Raw genomic sequence first — 13,518 nt, forward strand, 5'->3', positions numbered from 1 at the left:
ATTTGCACGGCAGTCGTCTATAAGGGCTGTTATGAAATTTCGCGCTCTCCTGTTCGTTGCCCTGATGGCCGCCCCGACGATGGCCGCCGCGCAGGGCCGTGACTATTGCCCCGATCGCCCCGGCATCGGCACTCCGGCTTGCACCATGGACGCCGGCCGCTTCTCGCTGGAAACCGGCCTTGGCGACTGGACGCTCAACCGTGATTCCACGCAGCGCGAGGATGTGTTCGTGGTCGGCGATTTCCTGCTGCGCATGGGCATTGCCGATCATGCGGAAGTCCAGGTCGGCTGGACCAGCCTGGGCTTTTCGCGCAGCCGCGACCGGACGACGGGCGAGGTCGAGCATCGCAGCGGCACCGGCGACCTGACGCTCGCCCTGCGGCGCAATCTTGCCAATCCTGACGGGTCGGGCTTCTCGGCCGCCGTCATGCCTTTCGTGTCGCTGCCCACGGGGCGCGAGCCGATCGGCGCGGGTGACTGGGGCGCTGGATTGCGCATCCCGCTCTCCTACGAAGTGACGTCCGCGATTTCGCTGGAGATGGTTCCCGAATTCGACGCCGACGTGAACGAGGACGGGCATGGCCGCCACTTCGCATTCGGAGACGTCGTCGGTGTGGCGGCCAAGCTGAGCGATGCCCTGACTGCCACGGCCGAGTATCAGTACCGCACCGTACGGGAGCCGGGCGAGCATCACTCCGAGCATCTCTCGGGCCTGTCGCTGGGATGGCAGACTTCCGATCGCTTCCAGATCGACCTCGGCGCCAACGCGGGCCTGGACCGCGATGCCGACGATCTCGAGATCTACATGGGTATCTCCCGCAGGTTCTGACGAGCGGCAGCGCTCCATGCTGCACTGCGAAACAGGGGCTTGCAGCCGCCGGGTCCTTACGGCAAGATAACGGTCAAATCGGAGTGAGACCCGCAAAGGCGCGGGGTTCTCTCCAGCAGCCCGCAAGGGCTGGCTAACAAGGCAACGACGCCATCGGTCGAACCCCGAACAGGGTTCCGGCCGGTGGCGTTTTTTCGTTTGGGGAAGACGTGGCTAGCAGCAAGGTCAAGAGCGCATGCCCCTACTGCGGCGTCGGTTGCGGCATCGTGATGGACGTGGCGGATGGGCGCATCGTCAAGGTGTCGGGCGACAAGAGCCATCCGACCAATTTCGGCCGGCTCTGCACCAAGGGCAGCAGTTGCCACGTCCCGGTAACCGCCCCCGGCAGGGCGGAAACCGCCTATGCCCGCATCGAGGGCAGCCGCGACCAGGGCGCGATCCCGATGGCAGAGGCGATCACGCGAACGGCGCAGGGACTGCGCGCGATCATCGATCGTGACGGGCCGGATGCGGTCTCTTTCTACGTCTCCGGCCAGATGTCGCTGGAGGCGCAATATCTGGCCAACAAGCTCTGCAAGGGCTTCATCGGCACCAACAACATCGAAAGCAATTCGCGCCTCTGCATGGCGAGCGCGGCCAGTGGGTACAAGCTTTCCATCGGCGCGGACGGGCCTCCCGGATCCTATGAGGACTTCGACAAGGCGGACCTGTTCTTCGTGATCGGGGCCAACATGGCAGACTGCCACCCGATCCTGTTCCTGCGGATGATGGACCGGGTGAAAGCCGGGGCAAAGCTGATCGTCGTCGATCCGCGCCGGAATGCCACGGCGGACAAGGCCGACCTGTTCCTGCAGGTGCGACCGGGCACCGATCTCGCCTTGCTGAACGGGCTGCTCCATCTGATCGCCGAGCAGGGCCACATCGACCCGGCGTTCATCGCCGCGCATACCGAGGGCTGGGACGCCATGGTGGCGTTCCTCTCCGATTATCCCCCGGCGACGGTTGCAGCGCTGACGGGGATTGCCGAAGCGGACTTGCGCCAGGCCGCGCAGTGGATCGGGACAGCGGGGGCATGGATGTCCTGCTGGACCATGGGCCTCAACCAGAGCACTCACGGCACCTGGAACACCAATGCGATCTGCAATTTGCATCTGGCGACCGGCGCGATTTGCCGCCCGGGCGCCGGGCCGTTCTCGCTGACCGGCCAGCCCAACGCCATGGGCGGTCGCGAGATGGGCTACATGGGGCCCGGTCTTCCGGGCCAGCGCGCCACACCCAGCGAGGCGGACCGGCATTTCGTGGAGGATGCCTGGGACATTCCGCGCGGCACGCTGCGGGTGGAGGCTGGAGCAGGCACGGTTTCCATGTTCGAGGACATGGCCGCCGGCCGGATCAAGGCATGCTGGATCATCTGTACCAATCCCGTCGCCAGCGTGTCGAACCGCAAGACGGTGGTTGCCGGGCTCGAAGCCGCCGAACTCGTGATCGCGCAGGATGTCTTCGTCGATACCGAGACCAACCGCCATGCCGACCTGATCCTGCCCGGTGCGCTCTGGGCCGAGGCGGAAGGGGTGATGATCAATTCGGAGCGTAACCTCACCCTGATGCAGAAAGCCGTCGATCCTCCCGGAGAGGCGATGGCGGATTGGGAGATCATCGCCCGCGTGGCTTGCGAAATGGGCTATGCCCGGGCCTTCACTTATGGCTCGGCTGCCGATGTCTTCGAGGAAATCCGGGCCTTCTGGAACCCGCGGACCGGCTATGACATTCGCGGCGCCAGTTACGACCGCCTGCGCGAAACGCCGATGCAGTGGCCTTGTCCGCCCGAAGCAGGGAACGATCGCAATCCAATCCGCTACATCAACGACGGCGTGAGCCAGTCCGCCCGGATCGAGACCGACGGCAGCCGTCCCGCCATCGCTTTTCCGACCGAGAGCGGCAAGGCGCACTTCCTGCCGCGCCCGCACATGGACCCGGCCGAGATGCCGGATGCCGATTTCCCATTGGTGCTCAACACCGGCCGTCTCCAGCACCAGTGGCACACCCTGACCAAGACCGGCAAAGTGCCGACGCTGAACAAGCTCAATCCCGCTCCCTTCCTGGAAATCCACCCCGAAGATGCCGCCGCCCTCGGCATCGGCGAGGGGGACATGGTGGAACTGGCTTCGCGCCGGGGACGGGCCGTGCTGCCCGCCGTGGTGACGGACCGGGTCCGCCCCGGAAACTGCTTCGCGCCCTTCCACTGGAACGACGTTTTCGGCGAGGATCTCTGCGTCAATGCCGTGACCAACGACGCCGTGGACCCGATCTCGCTGCAGCCGGAGTTCAAGTTCTCGGCCGTGGCGCTCACCCGGCTGTCGGGGCCGGTCGAGCAGGCTCCCTCGATTGCGGCACCGGAAGACATGACGAAGCCCTATTCCGCGGCCATTCCCGCCGCCCCGCGCCTTCTGCCGTCGCAGGCGGCCGCCATCGATGCTTTCGCGCAGGTCATGGGGCTGTCACCGGGGGTTCCGCCCGTTTTCACGGCGGCAGAGGAAGGCTATCTCAGCGGCTTCATGACCGGCCTTCGCGCCAGCGAACCGGCTCATGCCGTGCCCCTTCTTCCCCCCGGAGCGCCGCTCGAAGGCGGCAAGCTGCACTACGTCAATGGCCTGCTAGCGGGGCTGTTCGCACGGGTGCCGCTGGCCGGTGACGAGATTGCCGGTTCCCCGGGGCTCGTTTCCGACCCGGCGGGCGCGATGCCGGCCTCGCACGTCATGGTGCTCTGGGCCTCGCAGACCGGAACGGCGGAAGGGTTCGCGGAACAATGCGCCCGGAAGCTGGAGGCCAGATCGTGCCGGGTGCGCCTGGCCTCGCTCGACAGCGTGAAACCCGCCGAACTGGCCGAGGCGGGAAGCGCGCTCATCATCGCCAGCACGTTCGGAGACGGCGATGCGCCCGACAACGGCGGCACCTTCTGGACGGCGCTGGAGGCCGGGGCGCCGACCGGGCTGGACGCGCTGCGCTACTCGGTGCTGGCCTTCGGGGACTCGAGCTACGACCAGTTCTGCGGGTTTGGCCGTAAGCTGGATGCGAAACTCGAGGAACTGGGCGCGCAGCGGATCGCCGCCCGTGCGGACTGCGAGCCGGACTACGAGGAAGTGGCCGGCCAGTGGCTGGAAACGGTCATCGGCGCCATGCTTGCGGATGTCCCGTCTGTGCCGGCACTCGCCGTTCCTGCAGCAGCGCCCATAGTGAGCGGACCCGGCGCTCCCTACAGCCGAAAAGCACCGCTGCGCACCCGCATGGTGCGCAACTCCGTGCTGAGCGGCCTTGGCGCCGCGAAGGAAGTACGCCAGTTCGGGTTCGACCTGACGGGCCATGACTTCGCCTACAAAGCCGGGGACGCGCTGGGCGTGTGGCCTGTCAATTGTCCGGCCTTGGCTACGGAAATCCTGGATTTACTGGAACTTGCGCCCGATAGCTTGGTAACTGTCAAGGATGTTGGGGACGTGCCGCTCTACGAAGCGCTCCTGCGGCACTGGGACATCGCCAAGCCCACGCGCAACATTCTGGAACTCGTTGCCGAGCGCTTGCCCGAAGCGGCTTTCGTGCCGCTGCTCGATCCCGAGAGGAAGCCCGAATACGATCGCTTCCTTCGCGAACACCAGATCGCCGACGTGCTGCATGAGACCGGCGCGCGCCTCACGCTCAGCGATCTCATGAAAGTCATGCGGCCGATCCAGCCGCGGTTCTATTCCATTGCCTCCAGCCCTCATGCCCAGCCCGATGAAGTGCAGTTGACCGTTTCCGTGCTGCGCTACGCCAACAAGGGGCGGCGGCGCGGCGGGGTTTGCTCGGCGTTCATGGCGGACCGGGCGGAAGAGCTGGGGGCGGGCCTGTTCCTGCAATCCTCGGCGCACTTCCGGCCGCCTGCCGATCCCTCGCGCGCCGCGATCATGGTCGGTCCGGGCACGGGGATCGCGCCTTTCCGGGGTTTCCTGCATGACCGTCTGGCAACCGGCGCGACCGGCAGCAACTGGCTGTTCTTCGGAGAGCAGCACGAAGCGACCGATTTCTACTACCGGGAGGAGATCGACGCCTGGCGCCGCTCGGGCCATCTCGACCGGCTGAGCCTGGCGTTCTCCCGCGACCAGGCCGAGAAGATCTACGTGCAGGATCGCATGGTGGAAGAAGGTGCGGAGCTGTGGCGCTGGATAGAGGGCGGCGCCAACTTCTACGTCTGCGGCGATGCGGGGCGCATGGCCAAGGACGTCGACCTCGCGCTTCGTCGCATCGTTGCCACGCATGGCGGAATGAAGCCCGACGCGGCCGAGGACTATGTCGCCCAGATGCGCGAGGATCGGCGGTACCTCCGCGATGTCTACTGAGCGCTATTGAAAGGTGGCCGCCCGGAGGCGGAAACCTCTGCCGGACCCCGCGCGTTGCCTTGGCAAGCGTGTGGAGAGCAGTGATGACAGCAAGGGAATTCCGACCGCGGCTTGACGAGGCATCTCCGGATATCCCGCCATCGGATCTCGTCGTGCTCTGCGCCGGGGAAACCCTCATTCCCGAGCCGGTCTGCGAAAAGGCGCGGGCCTTCCTCGTGTGGATGCTCTCCCGCCGCGATGCCCGCCGTGGGCACTTGGCAGTGGACTGGCCCGAACTCGCTTCCTGAGCCTGCTGGAACCAGCGAGCGAATGGCGAGTTCGGTGGTTCTCTCGACAAGGAGTGCATCATGCCGATTGCGAAGTTTGAAACCCCCGACGGTGACGAGATCGAGGTCGATCCGGCCGACGTGGTCAACATTTCCGAAGGCCGCGAGGACGAGACGACAATCATCGAACTGGACGATGGCGACGAGGTCGTTGTTGTGGCGACGCGGCTGGAAGTGGCCGCGGAACTCGGCCTTGACCCGCTCGATTTCGTGGATCCCGACGAAGACGACGAGCCTGCCGAGGATTACGATGACGACGACGAAAGCGACTCCGAATAACGGCCGGCGATAACAGTGACTGACTAAGGGGAAGCGCCCTATGGCGCTTCCCGCGACCTCTGGAGATGATATGCTCGAACATGTTCCCCGCTGGCTCGGCGCGCTGATGACCAACGTGCGGGCAGGCCATTCCAAGCTCGCCATCGTCCAGGAAGAAGTGACGCGCGGCGCCGGGTTCATCGACCTGTCCAGCCCGGCCTTTGCCAACGGCACACGGCTTCCCCTGCGTTTCACCGCCGATGGCGAAGGGGTTTCTCCTCCGCTGGTCTGGGGGGATGTTCCGGAGGGAACGGTCAGCCTGGTGCTGCTGGTCGAGGATCCGGACGCCCCGGCAGCCAGTCCGCTGGTCCACGCGCTGGTTTGGAACCTCCCGCCCACGGAATGCCGCCTGGCGGAAGGGGAGATCGTCGCCGACGGTATCGGAGGCCCCGATGGACGCGACGTGGGGCGTAACAGCTATTTCCTGGAAGGCTGGCTTCCGCCAGACCCCCCACCGGGTCATGGGCTGCATGATTATGTCTTCCAGCTCTTCGCGCTTTCCGAGGTGATCGACGTGGATGACAATCCCGGAAGGTCGGAAGTGGTCAGTGCGATCAGCGGCCGTGTGCTTGCCGCCGGAATGCTCGTCGGGAACTACTCGCGCGATGAGCCGGCCCGGGTGGAGGATGCTGCCGAAGCGCCATTGATGGCCGGCACTCCGGGAATACAAGCCGCCTGACGCCTGTAGAACCGAAGCGGGCGCGCTCTCCGAAAGGGGAGTGCGCCCGTCGCGCATCTGACGCTGCTCCGGGAACTGGGCGTCGCCGGCGAAATTCGGGATACGCATAAGGGGCGGCGCCGTTGTTCTCAGAGACTCGCGCAGCACGGCGCCCCAGCATCCGGAGAAATGTCATGCCGCAAGGTGACAAGAGCAGCTACACCGACAAGCAGAAGCGCAAGGCCGAACACATCGAGGAAGGCTACGAAGATCGCGGGGTCAGCCACAAGGAAGCAGAACGGCGCGCCTGGGCTACCGTGAACAAGGAATCTGGCGGCGGCAACAAGTCGGGCTCCGGTCGCGGCAAGCCCGACACCCATGCCTCGTCATCGCGCGGGGGCAAGGCGCACAAGTCCGGTTCACCGGAGCAGCGCTCCGCTGCCGCGCGCAAGGGCTGGGAAACCCGCAGGCGGAACGGGAACGGCTGAAGCGTTGCGGGATGAAGGATTTACGCCGACGCGCCCCGCTCTAATCCTTTCAGAATCCACACTAACCCTTGTTGCCGCTTGCCGGGCGCAAAGGGCGAGCGCGCCTTCGGAGGCGGGTGCTGGACGATCTCTATAGTATAATGGCGGGTCTCGGTGACTTCGCCTAAGTTCGTCCACGGATTGCCAATTATCCGGGAAAAGACCCTTGAGCGGCCTAGCAAAGCGCATCGTGAACAGGCTGCTGCCACGGCCGGTGGCGACCCGGCTCTGGAGCGAGGCGCAGTATCGGCAGATTGCCAGGGCGTTTCCTGCCGGGGCGCCGAAGCCTCATGGCCTGCCGGGCGAATTGATCGTCTCGCTCACCTCCTATCCGGCGCGCTACGCCACCCTGCATCTTACCTTGCGAAGCCTCCTGCGGCAGGACACGGCGCCCGACCGGATCGTCCTGTGGATCGCCGAGGGCGATGACGCAGCGCTTCCCGGCAAGACGCGGGAATTGCTGCGCCAGGGTATCGAGATGCGGATCGTCAGCGATGCCCGCAGCTACAAGAAACTGATCTTCGCGCTGCCCGCCTTCCCAGCGGCCTATGTAGCGACGGCCGACGACGACGTATTCTACCGGCCGGACTGGCTCACCGATCTGGTCGAGGGGCAGCGCGGCGGCGATCCGGTGATTACCTGCCACCGCGCGCACCGCCTCGCTGCCCAGGAAGGCGGCGGTCTGGTGCCTTATCACGATTGGGAATGGGACGTTCAGGACGCCCGCGCACGGCGCCCCAGCGTCGACCTGATGCCCACCGGCATCGGCGGCATTCTCTACCCGCCGCACGCACTTCATCCCGATGCCATCCGGCAGGACCTGTTCGAGCGCTATGCCCCTTCTGCGGACGATTTGTGGTTCTACTGGTGCGCCAGGCGTGCTGGGACGGCCTACAGGAAAGTGGGCGGGCGCTTCGACCAGACGGCCTGGTGGTCTTCGCAGAAGGAGCGGCTCTACGATCACAACCAGCGGGAAAACGACCTTCAGATCGCCTCTCTCGTGCGGGATTTCGGCAATCCCCTGCGCATGCCGGTAGCGGCGAGCAAAGATGCAGCCGCCTATCCGGCGCCGGCCGGGTAGGGCTGCCCCGATGGGAGCCGCGCTAGCCATTTATGGTCATTGATCGCCTTTCTACGCCAAGCCTAACAGAGGCTCCACAACAAGGACGGGATGGTCGCGTGACGTCTATTTGTGTCGTCATTCCATTGCATAACAAGGGCCCGCATATTGCGCGCGCTCTCGATTCCGTCCTGCGTCAGACGGTGAAGCCGGCCGAGATCATCGTGGTGGACGACGTATCGAAGGACGATGGTCCGCAGATCGCGCGCAGCTATGACGGCGTGCAGGTCCTGAGCCGGGATCGGCCGGGACCGGGAGGCTATGCGGCGCGCAATCTCGGTATCCGTACGGCACAATCCGACTTCATCGCCTTTCTCGATGCCGACGACGAGTGGGATGACGCCCACCTGGAAACGCTGGACCGCATGATCCGCAGTTCCCCGCAGGACACCGTCCTGTTCGGCACCGGCTATGACGAGATCCATCCCGGCGGCAGAACGATCGCAGACGTCTACCGGCGCTCGGGCGGGCGGGAGAGAGTGCTCTCCTTTGCGGATTTCGTAAGGGCCTGGCTGGATTGCGGGGAATGCCCGGTCTGGACCTCGGCCATTGCGGCCAGGCGGACGGCGCTGATCGAGGCGGGGCTTTTCCCCGACAAGCGCTGCCGGCGCGGGGGCGACAAGGACCTGTGGCTGCGGCTCGCGCGGCAGGGCGGCACCCGCGTGAATCCGGTGCCGACGGCGATCTACTTCAAGGACTCCCAGAACATGGTGACGGCCCTGTCTCACGACAACGTCTGCCACTGCATGATCGAGACGATCATGACCATGGAGCAGAGCGAGCCGCCGGCGACGCGGAACCTGCTGGTTCGCCTGGCCAATCGCGAAACCTTCCAATACGCGCTGCGCACCGCCAAGAGCCAGCGGGTGCGGCGGGCCAGCTGGAAGCACTTCAAGCCCTGGTACAATCCGTTCCAGTTCGCGGTCCTGCTGGGCCTGTCCTCGCCGCTCGGCCATCCGCTGGCGCAGCTCGGGGTGCGCCTCAAGAAACTGTCGGCCAGGGCCTAGGCGGGATGAGGAGATGACCATGCCTGTTCCCATGCGGATCGCGCTGCGATGAGCCGGAAGCCGCAAGTCCATCTGGTGAACCCCATGCTCAATCCTTCGGGGGGCAGCGAATGGCGGACGGTCAGCCTGTACCGGCAGCTCCAGCCTTCGGCCGAAGTCAAGATCTGGCATTTCCGGGAAGCCCCGTCCGAGGCGTTCTCGGGCATCAGCCTGGGGAAAATCGATACGCGCCGCCTGTCCTTTCCGCGCGGGGGCACGCTGGTTTTCGTGGGGGTCTATTTCAACATCAGCCACTGGATCCGGCTCGCCCGGCCCAGGCGGGTGATCCTCACCTACAACACGCCCGATGCCGAACGCCTTGCAGCCAGGGTCGATCTCATTCGCAAGACCTGCGGGATCGAGCCCGAGATCGTGTTCTGCTCCAGGGAACTGGCAGCGCAAGTCCCCTATCGCGGCATCGTGGAGCCTTCGCTGGTGGACCTCGATGCCTTCGCCCCTACCGACAGGACAGGGCGGGACGGCTTCCGCATCGGCCGCTTGAGCCGCGATGCGCCCGAAAAGCACCACCCGGAAGACATGGCCCTCTACGCCCGCCTCGCGGAGCAGGGCTGCGAGATCGACGTTCTGGGCGCGACCGGCGAAATGCGGGCCGCTGGCCTCGCCCCCGAACAGGTTCACATGCGCGCGATCGGCAGCGTGAAGGCGCCGGTATTCCTGCAGGGCCTCGACTGTTTCTTCTACCGGACCGCTCCGGAGTGGCCCGAACCCTGGGGACGTGTGATCATCGAGGCCATGGCCAGCGGCCTGCCGGTGGTGACCGATCGCACTTCGGGCGCATCCTCCGTGATCGAGCACGGCCGCAACGGCCTGCTGTTCGACACGACGGAAGAGGCCTTCGAACTGCTCATGCGGCTGAAGGGTGACCCTGCGCTGCGGCAGTCGCTCGGTCAGGCCGCGCGGTCCACCGCGGAGAGTCTGCTCAGCGACGAGGTGCGCGCGCAAGTGCAGGCCTTCTACCTCCAACCCGATGCGCCGACCTGACCGCCAATTCGAGGAAGACGACATGGAATATCGCTCGTTCGCAGACCTGGCGGAGACCGTGTTCTTCAACGCCCACGCCATTCCGGAAGACGTCGACCTGATCGTGGGCGTCCCTCGCAGCGGATTGCTGCCGGCCAATCTTCTGGCGGTTCAGCTGCACAAGCCACTGCTCGACCTGGAAAGCTATCTTGAGGGGCGCACGCCCACCGTCGGGCGAACAGCGCGCGAAACGATCGACGAGAAAGTCCGGCCGCGGCGGGTGCTGATCGTGGACGACAGCATCGCCTCGGGCGAATCGATGCGCGCGGTGCGCGAGCGGGTGCAGGCCGCGGCCCCGCAAGTTCCGGCAACCTACCTTGCCGTATACGGCACCCGCGCCGCCCATGAGGATGCCGATCTGATCTTCGAGGCCGTACCCTCGCCGCGCATCTTCGAGTGGAACCTGATGCGGCACAAGCGACTGGCCGATGCCTGTTTCGACATCGACGGCATCCTCTGCCACGATCCGCACAGCTCCCAGAACGACGATGGCGAGAAATACCGCGATTTCCTGCTGACGGCCAAGCCGCTCCTGCGGGCGAATGTGCCGATCAAGCATCTCGTGACCAGCAGGCTGGAGAAATACCGTCCCGAGACCGAGCAATGGCTCGCGGCCAACGGGGTGAAGTACGAAAACCTCTGGATGCTCGATCTGCCATCCGCGGAGGAACGGCGCCGCCAGCGTGCCCATGCCAGTTTCAAGGCCTCGGTCTACATCAAGACCGGCGCCGGGCTGTTCGTGGAGAGCGAGGACAAGCAGGCGCAGGAGATTGCCCAGCTCAGTGAGCGCCCGGTACTGAGCATCGAAGGCCAGCGCATGGTCTGGCCCGGCAACGCCACGGCGGCGCGGCGCAGCTATGTCCGGCGCGGCGAAAGCAGCGGCGGTGCCGCGAAACGACTGGTGCGGGCGGTGGCTTTCGGCATTCTCGGAGACCGGACGATCGCGAAGATCAAGCGAAGCCTGCGCCGCTAGGCCCGGCCGAGCCCGCGTCCCTTTCGCACCTGCCCAAGTGGAGGTTTCATGCCCCAGGTTTCCGTCATCATGCCCTGCTACAATGCGGCCACCTTTCTCGACCGCGCGATCGGCAGCCTGCTGGACCAGACGCTGCAGGACTGGGAACTCCTGGCCATCGACGATTGCTCGACCGACGACACCCGCGCCCGGCTGCAGGAATGGTCGCGCCGCGATCCGCGCGTGCGCTGCCTGCAGACGGTGAAGAACGGCGGGCCCAGCGTCGCGCGCAATATCGGGATCCGGGAAAGCCTGGGCGACTGGCTGGCGATCCTGGATGCCGACGATGCCTTCAAGCCCGCCCGCCTCGCCAGCCTGACCGCCCTGGGAGACGAGCGCGCCGCCGACCTCGTCTTCGACGGGCTGATCTATTACGACGATCAGGAACGCCGGGAAACGGGATGCTCGTTCAAGGAGGAGGGCATTTCGACGGTGACGATTGCCGAACTGATCGATGCCGAACGGCCCGGTTCTCCGCTTAAATTCGGGTTCCTCAAGCCGATGATGCGGCGCAGCTTCATCATGGACAAGGCCCTGCGCTATTCGGAAAGCCTGCGCTTTGCCGAGGACTTCGATCTTTACGCCCGGTGCCTGCTTTCCGGCGCGCGCGGGATCCTCGATCGCCGGGCGTACTATGTCTATACCACCCAGCTCGGGCAAGTAAGCGGTGCCCGCTCGCAGGGAACCCGAACCCGTTTCACGCCGCAGACCCGCGTCGACATCATGGACGGGCTGATCTCGGACTACGCCGCCAGCACGCCGCCTTCAACGATGGCGGCCCTGCGGCAAGGGCGGCAATGGCAAGTGCTCTATGCCGATGCCCACCGCCTTGGGGAGCTACGCCGAACGGGGCAGTGGGGGGAGTTCCTGTCGCTGGCCTTGCGCCATCCGCGCGCGCTATGGCGCTTCGTGTCGCGCTCGCGCGTGTTCCGGACCGGCGGCGGGGGCAACAATTCCGCGGCGGGGATCTGAACGCCAGACCGGTTTTCGCAAGGCCGGTCTTGCCGCTAGGCCGGCTTGAACGTCAGGGCTGCGCCGTTCATGCAATAGCGCTTGCCGGTGGGACGCGGGCCGTCGTCGAACAAGTGACCCAGATGGCCCAGGCACCGAGCGCAGCGGACTTCGGTGCGAACCATGCCGAGGCTGCCGTCCCGGCGCAGATTGACCGCGCCGGGCAGGTGATCCCAGAAACTTGGCCAGCCCGTGCCGCTCTCGAACTTGGTATTGGACGCGTAGAGCGGCAATGCGCAGCCTCCGCAAGCGAACTGCCCCTTCCGGTGCTCCTTCAAGAGCGGACTGGAATAGGCGCGTTCGGTGGAGGCCTGGCGAAGGACGGCATAGGCCTGCGGCGAAAGCCGACGCCGCCATTCCGCGTCCGGAAGGTTCCAGTTCGCCGCATCGGCGCGGGGCGTTAAAACGGAAAAGTCGCAGATCACGGCGGCGACCGCTGCCATGCCGCACTTCGCCAGGAATGCGCGGCGAGCCTGCCTGATGCCAAGGTTCGTCATGGCCGGACCAGCACGGCATTGTTCCGATAGGAACGTGGGAACGCCTGTCTCAGGGCGTCGACCTTGGGCTGGTCGTTGATGCGGATATAGCTCGATTCAGGGTGGCGGGTCAGAAAGTCCTGATGGTAGCTCTCGGCCGGGTAAAAGCCCTTGAACGGTTCGATCCGGGTGACGATCGGGCGTTTCCAGACACCGGCCTGCCCAAGCTGCGCAACGTAGCGCTGGGCGATGTCGCGCTGGCGCGGGCTCTGGGGGAAGAGGGCGGTGCGATACTGGGTCCCGTGGTCCGGGCCCTGATAGTCGCGCGTCGTGGGGTCGGCCACGACCGTGAAGTAGATCCTGAGCAAAGTGCCGTAGCTGACCTGCCGGGGATCGAAAGTGATCTTCACGGCTTCGGCATGGCCGGTATTGCCGCCCGACACGCTGTCATAGCGCGCGGTCCCGGAGGCTCCGCCGGAGTAGCCTGCCACGGCGCTGCTCACGCCCTTCACATGCTGGAACACGCCCTGCACGCCCCAGAAGCAGCCTCCGGCCAGTACGGCGGTTTCGCTGCGCGCGGGGTTGGGCGTGTCTACGAGCGGGGCGGGCACGGCGGGCCTTGCCTGCGCAGGCACGGCCACGGCCTGTTCCCACTGCCCATGGAGCGATGCTCCTAGCACGGTCGCGAGGCCGGCGATCATCAAAAGGCGCTTGCCGATTATCGGTTGCATGTCGAGCTTTCCACAGCCTTGGCCCTCATAGTACGCGCCAGGAAGCCGGACGG

Annotated in this window: 13 protein-coding genes; 11 read left to right on the forward strand and 2 right to left on the reverse strand. The window is 65.7% G+C overall.

Annotated features, from left to right (window positions below; genetic code table 11):
- Positions 1 to 31 precede the first annotated feature (31 nt).
- The 11 genes from EDF58_RS11705 to EDF58_RS11755 all read left to right on the forward strand — a co-directional run bounded on the left by EDF58_RS11705 (position 32) and on the right by EDF58_RS11755 (position 12,219).
- Positions 32 to 829, forward strand: coding sequence for a transporter (locus tag EDF58_RS11705; RefSeq protein ID WP_132265625.1), 798 nt, complete (start codon positions 32 to 34; stop codon positions 827 to 829).
- 209 nt (positions 830 to 1,038) lie between these two features.
- Positions 1,039 to 5,199: a bifunctional nitrate reductase/sulfite reductase flavoprotein subunit alpha gene (locus tag EDF58_RS11710; protein WP_132265627.1), complete on the forward strand. Its 4,161-nt coding sequence runs from the start codon at positions 1,039 to 1,041 to the stop codon at positions 5,197 to 5,199.
- Between the two features lie 83 nt (positions 5,200 to 5,282).
- The gene (locus tag EDF58_RS11715; RefSeq protein WP_132265629.1) at positions 5,283 to 5,486 is read left to right on the forward strand and encodes a hypothetical protein; all 204 of its coding nucleotides are present in this window, start codon (positions 5,283 to 5,285) and stop codon (positions 5,484 to 5,486) included.
- Between the two features lie 60 nt (positions 5,487 to 5,546).
- Positions 5,547 to 5,804, forward strand: a complete 258-nt coding sequence (locus EDF58_RS11720; RefSeq protein WP_132265631.1) for a hypothetical protein — start codon at positions 5,547 to 5,549, stop codon at positions 5,802 to 5,804.
- Positions 5,805 to 5,874: 70 nt separating this feature from the next.
- A complete protein-coding gene (locus EDF58_RS11725) occupies positions 5,875 to 6,522 on the forward strand; it encodes a YbhB/YbcL family Raf kinase inhibitor-like protein (RefSeq protein WP_132265633.1) in 648 nt (215 codons plus the stop codon).
- Between the two features lie 173 nt (positions 6,523 to 6,695).
- On the forward strand, positions 6,696 to 6,989 hold the full coding sequence (locus EDF58_RS11730; RefSeq protein ID WP_132265634.1) for a plasmid stabilization protein: 294 nt from the start codon (positions 6,696 to 6,698) through the stop codon (positions 6,987 to 6,989).
- 205 nt (positions 6,990 to 7,194) lie between these two features.
- The gene (locus EDF58_RS11735) at positions 7,195 to 8,109 is read left to right on the forward strand and encodes a glycosyltransferase family 2 protein (protein WP_132265636.1); all 915 of its coding nucleotides are present in this window, start codon (positions 7,195 to 7,197) and stop codon (positions 8,107 to 8,109) included.
- Positions 8,110 to 8,207: 98 nt separating this feature from the next.
- The gene (locus EDF58_RS11740) at positions 8,208 to 9,155 is read left to right on the forward strand and encodes a glycosyltransferase family A protein (protein ID WP_165921385.1); all 948 of its coding nucleotides are present in this window, start codon (positions 8,208 to 8,210) and stop codon (positions 9,153 to 9,155) included.
- Between the two features lie 48 nt (positions 9,156 to 9,203).
- Positions 9,204 to 10,196, forward strand: a complete 993-nt coding sequence (locus tag EDF58_RS11745) for a glycosyltransferase family 4 protein (protein WP_132265640.1) — start codon at positions 9,204 to 9,206, stop codon at positions 10,194 to 10,196.
- A 22-nt stretch (positions 10,197 to 10,218) separates the two neighbouring features.
- Positions 10,219 to 11,208 (forward strand): phosphoribosyltransferase family protein, encoded by a 990-nt coding sequence (locus EDF58_RS11750; RefSeq protein ID WP_132265642.1) that lies wholly within the window; start codon positions 10,219 to 10,221, stop codon positions 11,206 to 11,208.
- A gap of 48 nt (positions 11,209 to 11,256) precedes the next feature.
- Positions 11,257 to 12,219: a glycosyltransferase family 2 protein gene (locus EDF58_RS11755; RefSeq protein ID WP_132265644.1), complete on the forward strand. Its 963-nt coding sequence runs from the start codon at positions 11,257 to 11,259 to the stop codon at positions 12,217 to 12,219.
- A gap of 35 nt (positions 12,220 to 12,254) precedes the next feature.
- Here EDF58_RS11755 and msrB read toward each other — a convergent pair whose 3' ends face one another.
- Both msrB and msrA read right to left on the reverse strand, forming a co-directional pair.
- Entirely contained in the window at positions 12,255 to 12,701 is a 447-nt protein-coding gene (gene msrB / locus EDF58_RS11760; RefSeq protein ID WP_243654203.1) for a peptide-methionine (R)-S-oxide reductase MsrB, read from the reverse strand.
- Between the two features lie 50 nt (positions 12,702 to 12,751).
- A complete protein-coding gene (msrA, locus tag EDF58_RS11765) occupies positions 12,752 to 13,465 on the reverse strand; it encodes a peptide-methionine (S)-S-oxide reductase MsrA (protein ID WP_132265648.1) in 714 nt (237 codons plus the stop codon).
- Positions 13,466 to 13,518: the final 53 nt, after the last annotated feature.

It is taken from the genome of Novosphingobium sp. PhB57, from assembly GCF_004342985.1.
Lineage (GTDB): Bacteria > Pseudomonadota > Alphaproteobacteria > Sphingomonadales > Sphingomonadaceae > Novosphingobium.